The 17382-nt window shown below is 72.2% G+C and carries 14 protein-coding genes and 1 riboswitch; of the genes, 2 read left to right on the forward strand and 12 right to left on the reverse strand.

The features are described 5' to 3' along the window. Positions 1 to 307 precede the first annotated feature (307 nt). The 3 genes from ACSMXX_RS24760 to ACSMXX_RS24770 form a co-directional block, all read right to left on the reverse strand. The gene (locus ACSMXX_RS24760; RefSeq protein ID WP_473180904.1) at positions 308 to 469 is read right to left on the reverse strand and encodes a DUF7196 family protein; all 162 of its coding nucleotides are present in this window, start codon (positions 467 to 469) and stop codon (positions 308 to 310) included. Between the two features lie 439 nt (positions 470 to 908). Next, positions 909 to 1196, reverse strand: coding sequence for a DUF1360 domain-containing protein (locus ACSMXX_RS24765; protein ID WP_473180905.1), 288 nt, complete (start codon positions 1194 to 1196; stop codon positions 909 to 911). A gap of 157 nt (positions 1197 to 1353) precedes the next feature. Beyond that, positions 1354 to 2778, reverse strand: a complete 1425-nt coding sequence (locus tag ACSMXX_RS24770) for a cytochrome P450 (RefSeq protein ID WP_473180906.1) — start codon at positions 2776 to 2778, stop codon at positions 1354 to 1356. 539 nt (positions 2779 to 3317) lie between these two features. Beyond that, positions 3318 to 3544: riboswitch (cobalamin riboswitch) on the forward strand. A 143-nt stretch (positions 3545 to 3687) separates the two neighbouring features. On the opposite strand from ACSMXX_RS24770, the gene metE reads away from it, so the two are divergent. Beyond that, positions 3688 to 6027 carry a 5-methyltetrahydropteroyltriglutamate--homocysteine S-methyltransferase gene (gene metE / locus ACSMXX_RS24775; RefSeq protein ID WP_473180907.1) on the forward strand — a complete coding sequence of 780 codons (2340 nt, stop codon included), beginning with the start codon at positions 3688 to 3690 and terminating at the stop codon, positions 6025 to 6027. A 114-nt stretch (positions 6028 to 6141) separates the two neighbouring features. Here metE and ACSMXX_RS24780 read toward each other — a convergent pair whose 3' ends face one another. Both ACSMXX_RS24780 and ACSMXX_RS24785 read right to left on the reverse strand, forming a co-directional pair. Continuing rightward, positions 6142 to 6912 carry a CbtA family protein gene (locus tag ACSMXX_RS24780; protein WP_473180908.1) on the reverse strand — a complete coding sequence of 257 codons (771 nt, stop codon included), beginning with the start codon at positions 6910 to 6912 and terminating at the stop codon, positions 6142 to 6144. 15 nt (positions 6913 to 6927) lie between these two features. Continuing rightward, complete coding sequence (locus ACSMXX_RS24785; RefSeq protein ID WP_473180909.1) at positions 6928 to 7161, reverse strand: CbtB domain-containing protein; 234 nt, start codon at positions 7159 to 7161, stop codon at positions 6928 to 6930. Between the two features lie 290 nt (positions 7162 to 7451). Here ACSMXX_RS24785 and ACSMXX_RS24790 point away from each other — a divergent pair, with 290 nt between their 5' ends. Further along, entirely contained in the window at positions 7452 to 8051 is a 600-nt protein-coding gene (locus tag ACSMXX_RS24790; RefSeq protein ID WP_473180910.1) for a histidine phosphatase family protein, read from the forward strand. A 228-nt stretch (positions 8052 to 8279) separates the two neighbouring features. Here ACSMXX_RS24790 and ACSMXX_RS24795 read toward each other — a convergent pair whose 3' ends face one another. The 7 genes from ACSMXX_RS24795 to ACSMXX_RS24825 form a co-directional block, all read right to left on the reverse strand. Then, positions 8280 to 8732 (reverse strand): VOC family protein, encoded by a 453-nt coding sequence (locus ACSMXX_RS24795; RefSeq protein ID WP_473180911.1) that lies wholly within the window; start codon positions 8730 to 8732, stop codon positions 8280 to 8282. A gap of 98 nt (positions 8733 to 8830) precedes the next feature. Beyond that, entirely contained in the window at positions 8831 to 10783 is a 1953-nt protein-coding gene (gene nhaA, locus ACSMXX_RS24800) for a Na+/H+ antiporter NhaA (RefSeq protein WP_473180912.1), read from the reverse strand. A 144-nt stretch (positions 10784 to 10927) separates the two neighbouring features. Then, positions 10928 to 11458 (reverse strand): TerD family protein, encoded by a 531-nt coding sequence (locus ACSMXX_RS24805; protein ID WP_473180913.1) that lies wholly within the window; start codon positions 11456 to 11458, stop codon positions 10928 to 10930. Positions 11459 to 11546: 88 nt separating this feature from the next. Then, on the reverse strand, positions 11547 to 14030 hold the full coding sequence (locus ACSMXX_RS24810) for a M20/M25/M40 family metallo-hydrolase (RefSeq protein ID WP_473180914.1): 2484 nt from the start codon (positions 14028 to 14030) through the stop codon (positions 11547 to 11549). Next, entirely contained in the window at positions 14027 to 14938 is a 912-nt protein-coding gene (locus tag ACSMXX_RS24815; protein WP_473180915.1) for an SDR family NAD(P)-dependent oxidoreductase, read from the reverse strand. Before ACSMXX_RS24815 ends, ACSMXX_RS24810 begins: the two co-directional genes overlap by 4 nt. Continuing rightward, a complete protein-coding gene (locus ACSMXX_RS24820; protein WP_473180916.1) occupies positions 14938 to 16260 on the reverse strand; it encodes an MFS transporter in 1323 nt (440 codons plus the stop codon). The genes ACSMXX_RS24815 and ACSMXX_RS24820 overlap by 1 nt, the downstream gene beginning before the upstream one ends. Further along, on the reverse strand, positions 16260 to 17303 hold the full coding sequence (locus ACSMXX_RS24825; RefSeq protein ID WP_473180917.1) for a polysaccharide deacetylase family protein: 1044 nt from the start codon (positions 17301 to 17303) through the stop codon (positions 16260 to 16262). The genes ACSMXX_RS24820 and ACSMXX_RS24825 overlap by 1 nt, the downstream gene beginning before the upstream one ends. Positions 17304 to 17382 lie beyond the last annotated feature (79 nt).

Here is a 17382-nt window from a genome sequence, read left to right on the forward strand (position 1 = left end):
ACGCTCCGTGGTCAATTTCCGTACATGCACGAGTCGTTGATTGCCGGCAGTGGAAACTCGCCAAAGGGGGGCGCACGCCGCGTCTCACGGGTCTGCGCCATCACGCCTTGGCGCCCCCTCAGTTGGACGGTCGCCAAGTTCGGCGGAGGCTTCGCCGGTTTGCTCGTTTGATCATTCCGCCCGATGGTCACCACGGTCGCGGAGGCGACCGCGACTGCCCGGCGTCGCGATGTGCCGTGGTGAAATGCGGAACCCTCACGCGGGACCAGGCGTGTCCGGCCCGCGTGAGGGTTCTCTGCCTGCGCTCTTACTGGTTGACCGCGACGACGGTGCCCCTGCCCCCTTCCCTGCTGTTGGCCGCGTTGGCCTCCTGCAAGGTGACGTAGTCACGGGTGACGCCGTTCGGCAGAATCAGCCTGTAGACGGTGACGGTCCGCCGGGCTCCGCGCCCGCCGCAATTGCATCCCATCGAGCATCCTCCTTCGCTCCTGGCCGCAGCAGCGGCCCTTTCCGGCGCACGAGTCCCTCGGACCCGGCGATGCCGCACCGCTCGCCCCGCTCATTCCGGCGGGTTCTGCGCGGTGGTCGGTGAATTCGTGTGCGAGAGCCGGGCGGATACGGTCCGGTGGCGCTCTCGTGCGCCCCCGGCATTGCCCGCCTCTCCGAGCCGCACATCGGTGGCTGCATGCGGTACGGCAGGGTCGGCGCCCGCCTGGCAGTCCGGAGAAGGCGGAGGCCGCTACGGGAATTCCGTACACGTTGTGTGCCCCGGACGGGGTACCGCCGACACATCGGCGGCGCTCCCGTGCGGAGCGGCCGGGAGAACGGCTCCCGCGGGAGGAGATGCGGCTCAACCGCGGTGCGGAAGAAGGGGATTCGGGTCGGCACACGGCGCTGACACCGCAGTTTCAGTCGATCCAGTTGGATGCGATCCCCGCGAGGTAGGACACGGTGAGGATCATGGCGACGGCCTGGAATGCGAGCGAGCCGCCGGCGAGATACGCAGAAGGAACGACGGCGGTGGACACCCAGATGCTGGTGCACCAGCTGCAGGTGACGAGATAGGCGGGCCTGGAATCGTCACCGAATCGCGCGGCCACCCACGATCGGAAGCTCGCCGCGAGGGTGTCCTTCGTTATGAACCTGGTAATACGACAAGTGGTGCCGAGGGCGAGAAGAAACACCACGGTATTCATGCAATTCATCGTACGGTGACGGGCCCTCAGTAACAGGCGCGCAGAACCACCTTCGGGCGCGCGGCAACGGCGCGCGTTGTGTCCCGGCGCGCGCCGGGACACAACGCCGCCGCGCCCCCCGCAGTCCCGCACGGGCCCCGGTGGAGCGCTCCGGACGTCAGGCGCCGCTCACCCGGGCGGTCGCCTCTCCGCCGTCGCGAGGCCGGGCGATGTCGAACTGCAGTGAACGGATGCGGTTGTCGAAGCTGGAGGGCACCAGGTCCGGCGGTCCGTCGGCCCGCATGCCGACGGAGTCGGTGAGCAGCAGCCTGAAGAGCGCTTTGAGCTCCTGCCGGGCCAGGTGCGCGCCCAGGCAGTGGTGCGGGCCTCCGCCGCCGTAGCCGAGGTGGGGGTTGGGGTCACGGGTGATGTCGAAGGCGCCGGCGTCGGGGAAGACGGCCTCGTCGCGGTTGGCTGAGGCGTAGTAGAGCGCGACGGTGTCGCCTCTGCGCAGCGTACGGCCGCCCATGACGTGGTCGGTGCGCAGCGTGCGCCGGAACTGGATGATGGGCGTCGAGCACCGCACGATCTCGTCGACGGCGGTGTCCGCGTACTTCTCGAAGTCGCTCTCCCACAGCTCCCGCTGCTCGGGGTGTGCGCTGAGCAGCGCGAGGCCGTGCGAGATCGCGTTACGGGTCGTCTCCACCCCCGCCACCATCAACAGCGTGAAGAACGCGCCCAGTTGACGGTTTCCCAGGCACTGCCCGTCCACATCGGCGGTCACGAGCGCCGAGATGAGGTCGTCGGCTGGGCGGCGCCGGCGCTCCCGCGCGAGCATGGCGATCATGACGTGCATACGGGCCAGGGCCCGCAGCCCCTTGCCCGGGATACGGAACTTCGCGCCGGCTCCCCGCCGTACGCCGATGTTCTCCGAGGCGTCGTTGAGCTGGGCGAGGATGCGCGGCCGGTGGCGCCGGGGGATGCCCATCATGTTGCACACCACCTCGAACGGCACCAGCGAGGCGACAGCGGTGACGAATTCGCGGGAGGGCTGCCGCACCGCGTCACCGACGACGGTGGCGACGACGTCCTCGATGTCCTTCTCGGTGCCGGCCAGCAGCCGCGGGCTGAACGCACGGGAGATGATCTTCCGCAGCTTGGCGTGGTCACGGCCGTCGAGGTTGACCATGGACTCCCCGAAGAGGGCCTTCACCCAGCGTGCGGGGTGCGGCGTGGTGACACCCGGCGCGCTCCCGAACACCGCCGCGTTGCGGCTCGCCTCCTGCACGTGCTCGTGCCGGACGAGGGCGTAGAAGCCGGGCTGCTGGCGCTTGCGCAGGGTGTGCTGCGGGTGTGCGAAGTACGTGGGCGCCTCCCGCTCGCGCAGCATGGCGAAGACCTGGTGCCGCTGTTCGTGCGGCAGTTGCCAGAACCGCGGGTCTGCGGGGTTGGCCTCCGGGGGCAGTCCGGCGTCCTCGGCGGCGGGTGCGGCCTGGGCTTGGGGTGCGGCCTGGCCTTCGAAGGCGGCCCGGGTTTCGGGAGCGGCCGCGGTTCCGGATGCTCCGGATGCCGGAGTGGACGCGGGCGCGGGGCGGGATGGCATGGTCATCTTCTCCAGTCGCTCGTGGAAGGGATCGCCCCGCCCGGTCTGCGCGCCGGCGGAGCGGCGAGTCTCCGGCAGCAGCTTGGAACCGGCGGGCCGCGACTCGGCGCGCGCCACACCGCCGGGACACGGACGGCGGACCGCCGCGCATGCGGCCGTTCCGGCCCGGAGCGGGGCCAACGGGCGCCCGTCCTGGCCGACTCGGGAGCGCCACGCCGCGGGCCCTCCTGCGGCCCGGTTACCCAAGTGCCCCTGCCCCGCCTGGGCCTGCGGCCGGGAGGCACGAGCCTCGAGGCCCGGGTCGGCACTGACCCACGCGCGGCGGCGGCCCCGTGGGAGGCGAGCGGTGAGGCGCTGTCGCCACCGGCGGCCCGGGACACCGCAAGGAGGCGGGAGCGGGCCCGGCCCGGCGTCCGGCCGGAGCGAGCGGCCCGGCCGGCGGCCACACCCGGCGTGAGCCGTGCCCACCCCCGCGTAAACCGGCGGGGAGCATGAGTTACCCCGCATCCCCGGCCTTTGCCGGTGCGCCACACACCCCCGTACGCTGGAAGAGCAGTCGGTTCGGCCTGTCCGCCAGGCAGGCACGTCGCAAGAGGGAATCCGGTGAGACTCCGGAACTGCCCCGCAGCGGTGAGTGGGAACGAACGCCGTCTTACGCACTGGGCCCGAGTGGGCCCGGGAAGCGACGGCCAGTAGGTGCCGGTCCGTGGAACACGGACGCGGCAGGCCCACGAGTCCGAAGACCTGCCACTGCCCGTGTACGACGGTCGTATGCGGCGATCTCGGTGACCTCGAGGGCGGGTCGGCGGTACAGGCGGACGGCACGCGGCGTGCGTGCGGCCGCCGCGTCGCCTCTCCTCCCTCGCCCGTGCATCAGGGTCACCGGCGAGACTCGCGAAGGAGAGTTGAGTGACACCGAAGTCCGCAGCCGCGGCAGCGAACGCATCTACGAGGTCCCTGGCCACGGTCCACGGATATCCGCGGCAGGGTCCCGGCCGTGAACTGAAGAAGGCCGTCGAGGGCTACTGGAAGGGCCGTGTCACCGCCGACGCCCTGCGGGAGACCGCAGCGGGGCTGCGCCAGGAGAACTGGCAGCAGCTCAGGGCCGCCGGCGTGCACGAGGTGCCCACCGGAGACTTCTCCCTCTACGACCATGTGCTGGACACCACCCTCATGGTCGGTGCCGTACCCGAACGGCACCGGGCCGCGCAGGCCGCCGACGCCCTTGACGGCTACTTCGCGATGGCGCGCGGCACTCAGGACGTCGCACCGCTGGAGATGACGAAGTGGTTCGACACCAACTACCACTACCTCGTACCGGAGTTGGGGCCGGACACCGTCTTCGGGGCGGACTCCTCGAAGCAGAAGGGCGAACTGGCCGAGGCCCTCGCGCAGGGCCATGACGCCAGGCCGGTCCTCGTCGGTCCCGTCACGTATCTGCTGCTCGCCAAGCCCGCGCCCGGCGTCGCCGCGGACTTCGAACCGCTGACCCTGCTGGACCGGCTGCTGCCCGTCTACGCCGAGGTGCTCGCCGACCTGCGCGCAGCCGGCGCCCGCTGGGTGCAGCTCGACGAGCCGGCGCTGGCCGCGGACCGTACCTCCGCGGAGCTGAACGCCGCCGCACGCGCCTACCGCGATCTGGGCGGACTGGCCGACCGGCCCGCACTGCTGGTGGCGTCCTACTTCGACCGTCTCGGGGAGGCCCTGCCCGTACTCGCCAAGGCACCCGTCGAGGGGCTGGCGATGGACTTCACGGGACCGGCCGCCGCCAATCTGGAGGATCTGGCGCGTGCGGGCGGACTGCCCGGCAAGCGGCTGGTCGCGGGGGTCGTGGACGGCCGCAACGTGTGGATCAACGACCTGAAGCGGTCGCTCTCCACGCTGGCGTCGCTGCTCGGATTCGCCGACCGCGTCGATGTCGCGCCGTCCTGCTCGCTGCTGCACGTACCGCTGAACGCCGCGGTCGAGCGGGACGTGGACCCGCAGGTGGCGCGCTGGCTCGCCTTCGCACGGCAGAAGGTGGAGGAGACCGTCGCCCTGGCGAAGGGCCTGAGCGAGGGCACCGACGTCATCGCGGGTCTGCTGCACGCCAACTCCTCGGCGCTCGCCTCCCGTTCGTCCGCCGCCCTCACCCGCGACCCGGCGGTACGGGCCCGTACCGCGGCCGTCACCGACGCCGACGGGCGCCGCGCTCAGTCCTACCCGGAGCGCGCCGCGGCACAGCGCACCCGGCTGGGTCTGCCGCTGCTCCCCACGACCACCATCGGCTCCTTCCCGCAGACCGGCGAACTGCGCACCGCACGGGCCGACTTGAGGGCCGGACGGCTCGACGCGGAGGGTTACGACAAGCGGATCGCCGCGGAGATCCGCGACGTACTGGCCTTCCAGGAGCAGGCCGGAGTGGACGTGCTGGTGCACGGCGAGCCCGAACGCAACGACATGGTGCAGTACTTCGCGGAGCAGCTGAACGGATACCTCGCCACGCAGCACGGCTGGGTGCAGTCCTACGGCACCCGCTACGTACGGCCGCCGATCCTCGCCGGCGACGTCTCACGTCCCGAGCCGATGACGGTGGGGTGGACGCGCTACGCCCAGTCGCAGACCTCACGCCCCGTCAAGGGCATGCTCACCGGCCCGGTCACCATGCTCGCGTGGTCGTTCGTACGGGACGACCAGCCGCAGGCGGAGACGGCACGCCAGGTCGCGCTGGCCCTGCGGGACGAGGTCGCCGACCTGGAGGCCGCCGGCACGGCCGTCATCCAGGTCGACGAGCCCGCTCTGCGCGAGACGCTGCCGCTGCGGGCCGACGGGCGCCCGCAGTACCTGGCGTGGGCGACGGAGTCCTTCCGGCTGGCCACCGGCGGCGTGCGTGCGGACACCCAGATCCACACGCACATGTGCTACGCGGAGTTCGGCGACATCGTCTCCGCCATCGCGGGTCTCGACGCCGACGTCATCAGCCTGGAGGCGGCCCGCTCGCACATGCAGGTCGCCGGCGAACTCGCCACGGCCGGCTACCCGAACGAAGTCGGCCCCGGTGTCTACGACATCCACTCCCCTCGGGTGCCCGACGCCGGTGAGGTTGCGTCGCTGCTGCGCAAGGGCCTCGGTGCGATCCCGGCGGAGCGGCTGTGGGTCAACCCGGACTGCGGTCTGAAGACCCGCGGCTGGCCGGAGGTGCGTCAGGCACTGGAGCACATGGTGGAGGCGGCACGGACCGTACGGACGGAGGTCGCGGCCCGCGGCTGAGGCGCCGGAGGGGCCCCGGCGGGGCTCCTCAGAGGCCGAACCGCCGCTGCCGGGCACCCTTCGCGGGTGCCCGGCAGCGGCGTTCGTGCGGCGTGGAGCGAGGTCGTCAGGTCATCAGTGTGCGGCGGGCGCCGCGGCGGACGGCGACTCCGCGCCCTTCTCGCCGCGTGCCGCCGACCCCAGAGCCCGCTCGGCGAGATGGCCGAACGTCAGCCCGAAGGCGGCCCACAGCACCAGGTGCACGGCGAGCGTCGAGACGCGGAACTCCCACAGCAGCAAGGCGGGGAAGTGGTCGGGAAGTTCACTGAGGGACGGGAGGAAGGCGTAGGCGAGCCCGACGGCGAACGCGAAGCCGGCTGCCGCCGCCACCGTCGCGTACCAGTTGCCCAGGCGCGGTGCCAGGCGCTTGCCGAGGATCGTCGCCGCGACGGCGAGCAGCACGCTCAGCAGCACCATCAGGAAGTACAGAGCCGTGCGCTTGTCGAGGCTCGCCGGGTCGCCCACGGACGGCGGGTTGGCCGGGTACTTCAGGAACGGCACCAGGTACAGGCAGACGAACGCGGCGCCCGCCAGCAGCAGTGCCGTCGCACGCGGACCGAAGCGGCCCACACGCCCCAGCGCGAAGCTGAAGGCGAGCGAGGCGATGCCGCCGATGGCCACGCCGTAGACCAGGACTGCGGTGGCGAGGCCCGCGGTGGACTGCATGCCGCGGCTGACGAGCGGTGCCTCGCCGCCGTGCTCGTGCGAATGCGCCTCCTCGTAGGCGATGGCCGCGTCGATGTGCGGCTCACCCAGGAAGGAGGCCGCAACCAGGGCGAACAGCCCGGCGACGAGACCGGCGAGCATGCCGCGTACAAGGAGGGTCCTCACAGTGGAGGAGTTCATCGTGCGCCTCCCCGCTCAGTGGCAGGGGAAGCCGAGAAGGTGGCGTCCGTCGTGGACCCACTCGTGCACGCCCATGCCGGAGATGAGGGACGTGGCCCCCTGCTCCGCGCCGACGAAGTACAGCAGGACGAGCATCAGCAGACCGAAGAAGAAAGCCCACGGAAGAATCGCCTTGACCGGCAGAGTCGCGGGAACGGCTGCGCCGGGGGCGGAAGTTGCGGAACTGGGCGGGGCGATGGACTGTGCCATGGCAGGACCTCCTGGTGGGAACTCGCGTCCCTGTCGGTGGAGCTCGTGACAGCACAGCGGGTCTGGCTCGCCCCCGCCCGTACGCTGCGCACGGCAGCGGACCGGAAGGGGCATACAGTGGCGCGACCGCGCCGGAATCTCACCGGCTTCCGCCCTGCCGTCGTCGATCGATACGACCGGAAGGTACCCCGACACCACCTGCCCGGCCAAGGCCGCACAACCCGGGCATCGGGGCGCCACGTGATCAACTCCCGTGCGGAGAGCCGCCGTTCACGGGGGAGGAGAGGCCGATGACCACGCGAGTGACTTTGATCTCGCCTGCCCGCAGCGAGTCGTCCGAGGAGTTCCGTTTCGACGACGGGCGTCCGCTGAGCGCCGCGGGGCTGCGGTCAGTGCGGGAGGCGCGGACGGCGGCCGGTGCGCTGCTGACTGCCGCCGGGCGCACAGCCGTCTCGCCGTCGCCGCGCTGTGCGCAGACCGCCGAAGGGCTCGGGCTCGGTATCGACGGCGTCGCCGCCGGACCGGTCGACGAGCGGTTGTCCGGCTGTGCGATGGGCCGCTGGCGCGGTCTGACGCTGGAGGAGGTGAGTGCCGCCGAACCGGAGGGCGTGGCGCGGTGGCTCTCCGATCCGGCCGGCGCTCCGCACGGCGGGGAGTCCGTCGAGCAGTTCTGTGCCCGGGCGGGCGAGTGGCTGACGGAACTGGCCGAATTTCACGGGCGGTTGCTGGCCGTCGTGGAACCCGACGTCGTGCGCGCCCTGGTGGTGCACGCCCTGGGCGCACCGGCGCAGAGCCTTTGGCGGGTGGACGTCGCACCGCTGACGGTGACGGAGTTCAGCGGCCGCTCGGGCCGCTGGAACCTCCGCGCGGGCAGGGCGTTCCCGGCATAGCCGGGAGATCAGCCGGACGCGGTCCCCCTGGGCCTCGCGGCCCTGGGCCCCGCCGGCCGGCAGTCGCCGATGCTGCCGGACTCTCGTGCTGGGTGGTTGCGCGCCGTGGCGGCGGCTTCGTGCTTCTCCAAGAGCCTCCGGCCTGGGCCGGGTCCCCTGGGGCCGCGAATTCCTGGGGCACCACCCGGCAGCGAGGCCCAAAGGACGGCACGTTCGGCGAATGCCTGCTCAGCCAGGGGTCGCCGGCGGGTCGGCGAGGATGCCCTCCAGCAGTCCCGTCGCCTGGCCGACCTCGATGAGGTAGCCGTCGGGATCGCGTACGTAGCAGCGCAGTTCGGCCTTGCGGTCGATGGGAGGGGTGAGGAACTCGGCGCCCCTGGCGCTCCATTCGCGATAGCACTCCTGGATGTCGGCCACGCGGATGTTGAGGAAGCTCGAGGTGGTGTCCGGGTTCTCGGGCGGCCGCAGCGTCACCTCGGGCTTGTCGGGTGTGGGGCCGCCGCCCGGATTCATGATGAGCCAGCCGTTGGCGAGTCTGACGATGCACGGGTTCTCCTCCAGCACCACGGTGCCGCCGAGGACGTCCGAGTAGAACGCGCGTGACCGAGCCACGTCGCGCACGGTCAGGAAATGGGTGAGGAGGATGCCCGTCTCCGGGGCGGGCAGGTCTTCGCGTCGCACGGTGTCCGTCTCCCTGCTTCAGTCGGTTTCCTCGCAGCGTATGGACGCCTCCGCCGCCGTCCCCGCAGTAACACGCGGCAATGCGGCAACACGCGCTCTCACCCGCCGATGTCGGCCCGCAGCCGCGCCGCGCGTACCGCCGCGTGCAGGCCCGCGCTGTCGTACGGGCCGTGGTGGCGGCGCCCGTTGACGAAGAACGTGGGCGTGCCCGACACCCCGCTCTCGTCGGCGGATTCGATGTCCTCGGCGATCCGGTCGGCACCGGCACGGCTGCGCAGATCCGCGCGGAAGCGGTCCGTGTCCAGGCCGAGCACCTCGGCCCGGTGGACCAGCATGGCGATGCTCGTCTCCTCCTGGTTGGCCAGGAGCCAGTCGTGCATCTCCCAGAACGCGCCCTGGGCCCCGGCCGCCTCGGTCGCCTCCGCCCTCAGCTGCGCGTTGGGGTGGACGTCGGTCAGCGGCAGATGGCGCCACACATGGCGTACGTCGTCGCGGCCGCCGAGCAGCGTACGGATGACGGGTTCCGCGCCGGCACAGTACGGGCATTCGTGGTCGCCGTACTCGACGAGCGTGACCGCCGCGTCGGCCGGGCCGCGCACGTGGTCGCGTTCGTCGTCGACCTCGGTGGTCAGATCGGTCAGGGGCGCGGACATGCCCAGCATCGCGCGGCCCTTGAGGTGGTGCGGCAGCATCGCCGTCGCGCGGGACACCGCCCACGTCGCGACGGACGCGCACAGTGCCGCGCTGAGCACGCCGATCTTCGCCTCGTTCAACTCCGCCCCGTGGAAGGCCAGTCCGGCGATCAGGAGGGAGACGGTGAAGCCGATGCCCGCGATCGTGCTGCCGCCCACGGTCGCCGCCCAGCCCACCGGCGGGCGCAGCCGGCCGCCGCTGAGGCGCGTCACCAGCCACGAGACGCCGGCGATCCCGACGGGCTTTCCCACGACGAAACCGACGAGGATGCCGAGCGTCACGGGTGAGGTGAAGGCACGCGTGAGAAGTTCCGCCGACAGCGGCACGCCCGTGTTGGCCAGGGCGAAGAGGGGGACGATCACATAGCTCGTCCAGGGGTGGAAGAGGTTCTGGAGACGGTCGTTGGGCGAGATGGCGGCGGCGAGCCCGACGCGAGCCGTGCGCGCGAGTTCTCCCGTCGGCTGCTCGCGGAAGAGGCGGAAGAGCCCGCTGGCCCGTTCCAGGTCGCCGCGCGACGCCGGATACGCGTACGTCAGCAGTCCCAGTACGAGACCCGTGACGATGGGGTCGACACCGGACTCCACCATCGCCACCCACATGGCGACGCCCAGCAGCGCGTAGACGGGCCCGGACGAGACATTCGCGTACCGCAGCACGAGCACCACGACGAGGAGGCCGCAAGCCGTCAACAGCGGTACGGGAGAGATGTGTTCGCTGTACACGAAGGCGATGACGGCCAGCGCGATGACGTCGTCGACGACGGTGAAGGTGAGCATGAAGGCCCGCAGCCGCCGCGGGAAGCGCGGCCCGACCAGGGCGAGCATGCCGAGCGCGAACGCCGTGTCCGTCGACATCGCCGCGCCCCAGCCCTGCGCGGAGGGTTCGCCCGCGTTGAACGCGAGGTAGATCGCTACGGGGACGAGCATGCCGCCGATCCCCGCGAGCGCGGGCAGCGCGACCCTGCGCCGCTCGCGCAGATCGCCCATGTCGAACTCGCGGCGTGCCTCCAGGCCGACGACGAAGAAGAAGAACGTCATGAGCCCGCTGTTGACCCAATCGTGCAGATCCAGCGAGATCCTGCCGTCGGCGGCGCCCACGTACAGCTTCGTCGACCACAGCCGCTCGTACGAGGCGAAGTCGATGTTGGCCCACAGCAGCGCGGCGAGGGTGGCGCACAGCAGCACGGCGGCGCTGCCCGTCTCGGTGCGCAGGAACCGGCGCAGCGGCCGGTGGAGGTTCGCCCAGGGGGTCCGGGCGGTCAGCTCACTGCCGGCAGAGCCGGACGGTCCGGACGGTCCGGCAGTACCGGAAGGCCGGGAAGAACCGGAAGGCCCGGAAGACCCCTGGGAATCGCTCATGCGGCAAGTCTGTCCCAGGGGCCGCATCCCGGCACAACACCGGCAGGTGTGCGTCGGCACCCGCGCCGGCTGCGGAAGTCCGGCCCGCCTGCGGCCCGGTCGCGGCTCCGGAGTACGCGTGCGGGGCGCGGCCCCGGGCTCCGCTCAGGAGATCCCGCGGCCCATCTCCCTCGCGAAGGACTCCGGTTCGGTGTCGAAACCGGTGACCCCGTCACGCAGCTCCCACGCCCCGCCGTCCGTGCGTACGAACTCCGCCACGGTCGCAGCCGTCGAGGCCGCCACTCCCGTGAAGTCGTCCGCCGCCAGCTTGGTGTACCCCTCGGCGATCTCCACGAGGGTGTTGGACACGTCGCCGAACGTCATCCGCCCGCCGCCCTGCTGGATGGCCACGCCCACGACGACACGCGTGTATGAGGGTGCGAGACGCTCCAGCTCCAGCGTCATGGCCTCGTCGGGACCGAAGCCCTGGCCGGTGCGGCTGTCCCTGCTGAGCGTGATCGTGCCGTCCGGTGAACGGCTGTCGAAGTGGACGAGGTAATCGGGGTCTCCGTGCGGATCGTCGCCGGTGTACGTGGCGGCGACGAGGTCGAGATCATGAACCGGCGCGCCCATGGGACTCGGGTCCCACTTCAGCGTCACCTCGACCTTTTCGAGACCCTTGCTGAGACTGCTCACAGACATCCCCCTCCTGGTCCGGGGACCAGCGTTGATCCGGCCGTTCGCAGGATCAACTGTACTGCCGGAAAGGGGGGTTGAAGCAGGATCACCCGGCGAACGCCGCGAGCACCCCGGCCGCGAGCGCGGCGCGCTCCGTCATGCCGCCGACGGTCGTGTGCTCGGTGCGGGCGTGTGCGCCCCCGCCGACCGCGCCGAGGCCGTCGAGCACGGGCACGCCCGCCGCGAGGACGAAGTTGCCGTCGCTCGCTCCGCCCACCGACGTCTCCCGCAGATCCAGGCCGAGAGGCTCGGCGCAGGCGCGAGCCAGCCCGTAGAGGCGTGCCACCTCGGGAGTGCGTTCGAAGACCGGCCGGTTCCACTCGCCGGTGACCGCGATCTTCGTACGGGGATCGACCGGGGAGAGGGACGAGAGCGCAGCCTCGATCCGCTTCTGCTCGGCGGTGGAGGCGACCCGTATGTCGAAGTCGGCTACGGCGTGCCCGGCGGTGACGTTGCTGCGCGTACCGCCGTGCAGGACACCGACGTTGACGGTGGTGCCGGATTCCGGATCGCTCAACGCGCCCAGCCGCAGGACTTGGTGTGCGGCCTCCTCGACCGCGCTGGCTCCGGCGGCCGGGTCGAGTCCGGCGTGCGCCTCCACACCGTCGACGGTGAGCCGGAAGAGGCCGACTCCCTTGCGGGCCGTCTTGACCGCTCCGCCGGCAGCCGCCTCGAAGACGAGCGCGGCACGCGAAGCCGCCGCCTCGGCCACGATGGCGTCGCTGGAGGCGAGGCTGCCGGTCTCCTCGTCCCCGTTCAGCATCAGCGTGCAGGCGGGGCGCGGCAGTCCGAGCGCGTCGAGTGCCCGGAGCGCCCAGACCGCCTGCACCAGGCCGGCCTTCATGTCGAAGACGCCGGGGCCGGTGATCTTCTCGCCGTCCCGCCGGAACGGCCACTGGGCGAGGGTGCCGGTGGGCCACACCGTGTCGTAGTGGGCGAGCAGCAGCACCGGCTGCGCCGGGGGCTGCGTCGAGGGCCGCGCCGTGGTGGCGCTGCGGGCGCCGTCGCCGTCCCGGTGGCCGTCCGTCCGCCCGTGGTCCGTGGCCTGGGCCGGGTAGCGGCGGACGACGACGCCGCCCGCATCCTGGCGCTCCAGCAACTCCTCGGTGACTCCCGCGGTGCCGGGCGCTCCGAGAGACTCGTCCAGCCAGCGCCGCAGCCACTCCAGACAGGTGCCGAGCTCCGCCCGGTCGTCGCTGGAGCTGCCGTGCGCGGTGTACGCCGCGAGGTTCCGGACCATCTCCTCGCGGTGCTCCTCCAGCCACTTCTGTACGGAGCGGGCTCCGGCCGCGCTGAGCCGCGGCGCGGAAGGCAGGCTGCCGGGGGAGCGAGCCGGGACGGGGTGATCCGGGGCGGAGCCGGTGGTGCGAGCCGGGACGGAGTGCTCCCGGGCAGAGCCCGCCGTGCGAGCCGGGACGGAACCGGCCGGGGCCGAAGTCGCCCCGCTGGACGGCGGGTTGTGCGCGGCGGCGAGGCGGTCCAGGTCGTACAGGCGCGACTCCGACATCCCGCCGGGATCCCGCTCCAGTTCCCGCAGCCCGCCGATGACCGCGCGCAGCACGGGCGTCGCGATGCCCGCGCGTTCCGCCTCCTCGAACACGGTCGTGTAGTGCGTCGTCACCTCGACGGGACGGCGGCGCACCGCGATGTCGCGCCAGATGCCGCTGCGGTCCTTGGGCTGGGTGCGCAGCCATGCCGTGAGCCGGTCGGTGGCGGCCTCCCGGACGGCCGGGGGAGTGCCCTTCCGGAACGCCTGCGCCTCGAAGGCGTCGAAGGGCTCCAGCCGTACGTCCAGGGCTTCGGCCACTGCGAACACCTCATGCACCAGCGCGTACATCGACCCGCGGTGACGGTCGATCAGGTCGGCCATCGCGTCGTCCGCGAGTGACGTCGCAGCGAGCATCGCACCGAAGCCCGCCTTCGCCCACAGATAGCCCTCGACGTTGTCGGTGGCGCGGGCGGGACCCCAGGCCTGGAGATCCTCGACCAGGCGGCGGACGCGCCCGGAGACCGGTGCCCCGCCGGGCTCGCCGACGACGAACGCGCCTGGGCCGCCGTCCCGGACGACACCCGGCGCCGTCACGTCCGCGAAGATGTTCACGAACGCGGAGACGGTGCGATCCGCGCCGACGTGCTCGGCGACGAGCGCCTCGTTGAAGCCGTTCTGTACGGAGACGACGTAGCCGCCGGGCGCGAGCCTCGGCGCGATCCAGCGCATCGCGCCCTCGGTGGCCTGCGCCTTGACGGCGAGCAGCACACGCGACAGCCGCCGGGCCGGCGGGTCGCCACCGCTGTCGCCTTCGCCGTCCGGGTGCTCGGCGTCGAACTCCTCGGGGGTCGTGGCGGATACGCGTACGGCGGCGAAGCGGCCGCCGCCGTGGTCCACCGTCAGGCCGCGCTCCCTGATCGCCGCGACGTGCCCGGCATCTGAGTCGACGACGGTGACGGGATGACCCGCGCGGGCGAGGCTGTGCGCGATGGTGCCGCCGATGGCTCCACCGCCCACGACGGTGTACGCGTCGCCGCTCATGCCCTGCTTCCTTCCCTCTCGTCGTGTGCGGCGTCCGCCCGCTCCGGGGGCCACAGCCGCGGCAGATGGCCCGCGCCCGCGCCGGAACCTCCGTCGACGCGCAGGATCTCGCCGGTGATCCACGCGGCCTCCTCGCCCGCGATCCAGTGCACGGCGCGGGCGATGTCCCGCGGAGTGCCCGGCCGGCCGAGGGGGTTGGCGGACACGGCCGCCGCGTACTCAGGCGCGACCGGATTGCAGTCGCTGCCGACCGGTACGAATCCGGGGCTGACGGCGTTGACGCGGATGCCGTGCGGGCCGAGTTCGAGGGCCGCCGCCCGAGTCGCCATCTCCAGGGCGGCCTTCGAAGCCGCGTACGGGCCGCCGCCGGGACGGGCACGCAGCGCCGCGCCCGAGGAGATGCTGACCACCGACGCCGGACGGGACGCCGCCACGGCACGGCGGGCCAGCGCCGCCGTGGCCAGCGCCGGTGCCCGGGTGTTGAGGGCGAAGATCCGGTCCCACAACTCGGCACCGGCTCCTTCGGCGGCGAATCCTTCGGCACCGGCTGCTTCGGCACCGGCTGCTTCGGCGCCGGTGGCCGGCCCGTCCGGCCCGGCAGCGTCCGCGTACACGTCGATCATGTCGAGCGAGGGGTAGATGCCCGCGGCGTTGACCAGGACGTCGACGCCGCCCCGCGATTCCCAGGCGCGGCGCACCGCCTCACCGGGGCCGCGGGCCAGGGCCAGGTCCACGCACAGCTGCCCGGCGTCCAGCGCCGACGCCGCCGCGGCGAGCCCGCCGGGGTCGGCGTCGACCAGCGTCAGCTCGGTTCCGGCATCGCAGGCGAAGGCCTCCGCGACGGCACGGCCGATGCCGCCGGCCGCGCCGGTCACCAGGACGTGTCTGGACCCGGGCGCCCGCCCCATCAGTCGAACTCCTTGTTCTTCGTCTCCGGCATGGTCAGGTAGACGACCAGCGAGATCAGAGCGGCCGTGGCGACGTACAGCCACACCATCCCGCCGTGACCGGCGTCGTTGAGCCAGGTCGTGACGTAGGGGGCCGTCCCGCCGAAGAGGGCCACGGCCAGCGCGTACGGCAGTGCGATGCCGGTGGCCCGCACCTCCGGAGGGAACTGCTCCGCCATGATCACCGCACAGTTCGCGGAGTAGCCGAGGATCAGCAGCATGCCCGTCAGCTGTACGAAGAAGAGGCTGGCGAAGCTGTTGCTCAGCAGGTGCAGCAGCGGCCAGGACAGCACGACGAAGCCGCCGGCGAAGCCCGCCATCGTGGGCTTGCGCCCGATGCGGTCCGACAGCTTCCCCACGAACGGCAGCAGCGAGATGAAGATCGCCAGGCAGATGGTCTGCGACAGCAGCGCCTTGTCCATGGGTATGCCGGTCGCGAGGTTCGCGTACGTCGGCAGATACGTGATCCACACGTAGTACGTGAGGGTGCCGGCGATGGTGATGCCGACGACGCGCAGCGCGCCGAGCGGGTGCTCGCGGAACATCGCGGCGAGCGGGTTGCGGCGCGAACGTCCGCTCTGCGCGGCCTTGTTGAAGGAGTCGGTGTCCTCGACGGAGACGCGCAGCCACAGCCCGACCAGACCGAGCAGCCCGCCGACGACGAATGCGACGCGCCAGCCCCAGGAGTGCAGCGCGTCGTCGCTGAGCGCGGAGGTGAGCACGGTGCCCAGCAGCGACGCGATGAGCGTGCCCGCGCCGACGGAGACCTGCTGCCAGGACCCGGCGAACGCGCGCCGCCCGGCCGCCGCGGACTCCACGAGGAAGGCCGAGGAGGAACCGAACTCGCCGCCCGCCGAGAAGCCCTGCAGAAGCCGGGCGATCAGCAGTACGACGGGCGCGGCGACGCCGATCGTCTCGTAACCGGGGGTCAGGGCGATCACGAAGGACGCGCCGGCCATCAGCCCGACGGTGAGCGTGAGGCCCTTCTTCCGCCCGAACTTGTCCGCATACGCGCCGAGCACGGCCGCGCCCACGGGCCGTACGACGAAGCCGACGGCGAAGACGGCGAGCGTGGAGAGCAGCGCGACGGCGCCCTCGGCCTTCGGGAAGAACACCTCCGAGATGACCTTCACGAAGATCGAGTAGAGCGCCCAGTCGACCCACTCCACGGTGTTGCCGACCGTGCCGGCCAGGATCGCCTTGCGCTGCGCGCGTGTGAGCCTGCCCGCGGGCGGCGGTGGGCCGCCGGGACCGGCGGAGGCGGGAGAGGTGTCGGTACTCATCAGGGGCGCTCCGTCGGTGCGGTGGGTGCGGTGCCGGTCATCGGCGCGGTGCCGGCGATGGGTCCGGTGCCGGCGTCGGGCGCGGCGGGCCGGGCGAGCTGTTCGCGGGCCGCGCCGGCCAGCTGGTCGTGGGTGGCGAACCACACGTCGTGGTGGCCGCCGATGTGGTCCAGCAGTTCGCGCAGGATCACCAGCCGCGAGCGGTGGCCGATCACGTGCGGGTGGAGGGTGAGCTGGAAGACGCCGCCGTCGCGGTAGGCCGCGTCGAACTCGTCCTTCCAGATCTCCAGCACGTCGCGGGGGCGGGTGTAGGGGCGCAGCGCGCCGAAGCGGTCCATCGTGAAGTACGGGGCGTCGTCGCGGATCCAGTCCACGGGGATCTCCACCAGGCCGGTCGGCGTGCCGTGCGCCAGCACCTCGTACGGCTCGTCGTCGGCCATGAGGGACGAGTCGTAGAGGAAGCCGAGGTCGAGGATCGTCTCCAGCGTGGAGTCGGAGAAGTCCCAGGAGGGGGTGCGGATCCCGGTGGGCGTCCGTCCGGTGATGTCCGAGAGGGTCTCCAGGGCGCGCAGGATCAGCGTCTTCTCGTCGTCGGCGCCGAGCAGGGTGTTCCGCTCGTGGATCCAGCCGTGCACGCCGACCTCGTGGCCCTCGTGCACGTAGCGCCGGGCCTCGTCCGGGTGGAGGAGGGCGGAGACGGCGGGCATGAAGAACGTCGCGGGCACGCCGTGACGCTCCAGCAGCTCCAGCACCCGCCCGGCGCCCTTTCGTGCTCCGTACTCGCCCTGTGCGAGGAGGCCGGGGCTGGTCTCGCCGTCGCGGAGCGGGATCGTCTCGTGGTCGGAGTCGAAGGAGAGCGCCACCGCGGCCCGTGCCCCGTCCGGCCAGCGCGGCGGGAGCAGCCCGCGTCCGGCGCGTACGGCGTCGACGTGGCCGCGCCAGACGGACTCGGGCCACTGCCACGAGGGCCTGGCGGCGTCGGCGGCCGAGGGCGCGTGCGCGGGGGGACCGGCGGAGGCGGCCGGGGGACCGTGAGTGGACATGGTGCCTCGCAGGGGAGTTCGGGACGGCGGGCGGATACGGGGAGGCGGCGGGCGTACGGAGGCCTCCGTGGCAGGGACG

This window comes from Streptomyces sp. DSM 116795 (assembly GCF_055792905.1).

What these genes read in the sequence shown, in the direction of transcription:
- ACSMXX_RS24760 (WP_473180904.1), bottom strand. Translation starts at nt 469, where the DNA reads ATGGGATGCAATTGCGGCGGGCGCGGAGCCCGGCGGACCGTCACCGTC.
- ACSMXX_RS24765 (WP_473180905.1), bottom strand. Translation starts at nt 1,196, where the DNA reads ATGAATACCGTGGTGTTTCTTCTCGCCCTCGGCACCACTTGTCGTATT.
- ACSMXX_RS24770 (WP_473180906.1), bottom strand. Translation starts at nt 2,778, where the DNA reads ATGCCATCCCGCCCCGCGCCCGCGTCCACTCCGGCATCCGGAGCATCC.
- ACSMXX_RS24780 (WP_473180908.1), bottom strand. Translation starts at nt 6,912, where the DNA reads ATGAACTCCTCCACTGTGAGGACCCTCCTTGTACGCGGCATGCTCGCC.
- ACSMXX_RS24785 (WP_473180909.1), bottom strand. Translation starts at nt 7,161, where the DNA reads ATGGCACAGTCCATCGCCCCGCCCAGTTCCGCAACTTCCGCCCCCGGC.
- ACSMXX_RS24790 (WP_473180910.1), top strand. Translation starts at nt 7,452, where the DNA reads ATGACCACGCGAGTGACTTTGATCTCGCCTGCCCGCAGCGAGTCGTCC.
- nhaA (WP_473180912.1), bottom strand. Translation starts at nt 10,783, where the DNA reads ATGAGCGATTCCCAGGGGTCTTCCGGGCCTTCCGGTTCTTCCCGGCCT.
- ACSMXX_RS24810 (WP_473180914.1), bottom strand. Translation starts at nt 14,030, where the DNA reads ATGAGCGGCGACGCGTACACCGTCGTGGGCGGTGGAGCCATCGGCGGC.
- ACSMXX_RS24815 (WP_473180915.1), bottom strand. Translation starts at nt 14,938, where the DNA reads ATGGGGCGGGCGCCCGGGTCCAGACACGTCCTGGTGACCGGCGCGGCC.
- ACSMXX_RS24820 (WP_473180916.1), bottom strand. Translation starts at nt 16,260, where the DNA reads ATGAGTACCGACACCTCTCCCGCCTCCGCCGGTCCCGGCGGCCCACCG.
- ACSMXX_RS24825 (WP_473180917.1), bottom strand. Translation starts at nt 17,303, where the DNA reads ATGTCCACTCACGGTCCCCCGGCCGCCTCCGCCGGTCCCCCCGCGCAC.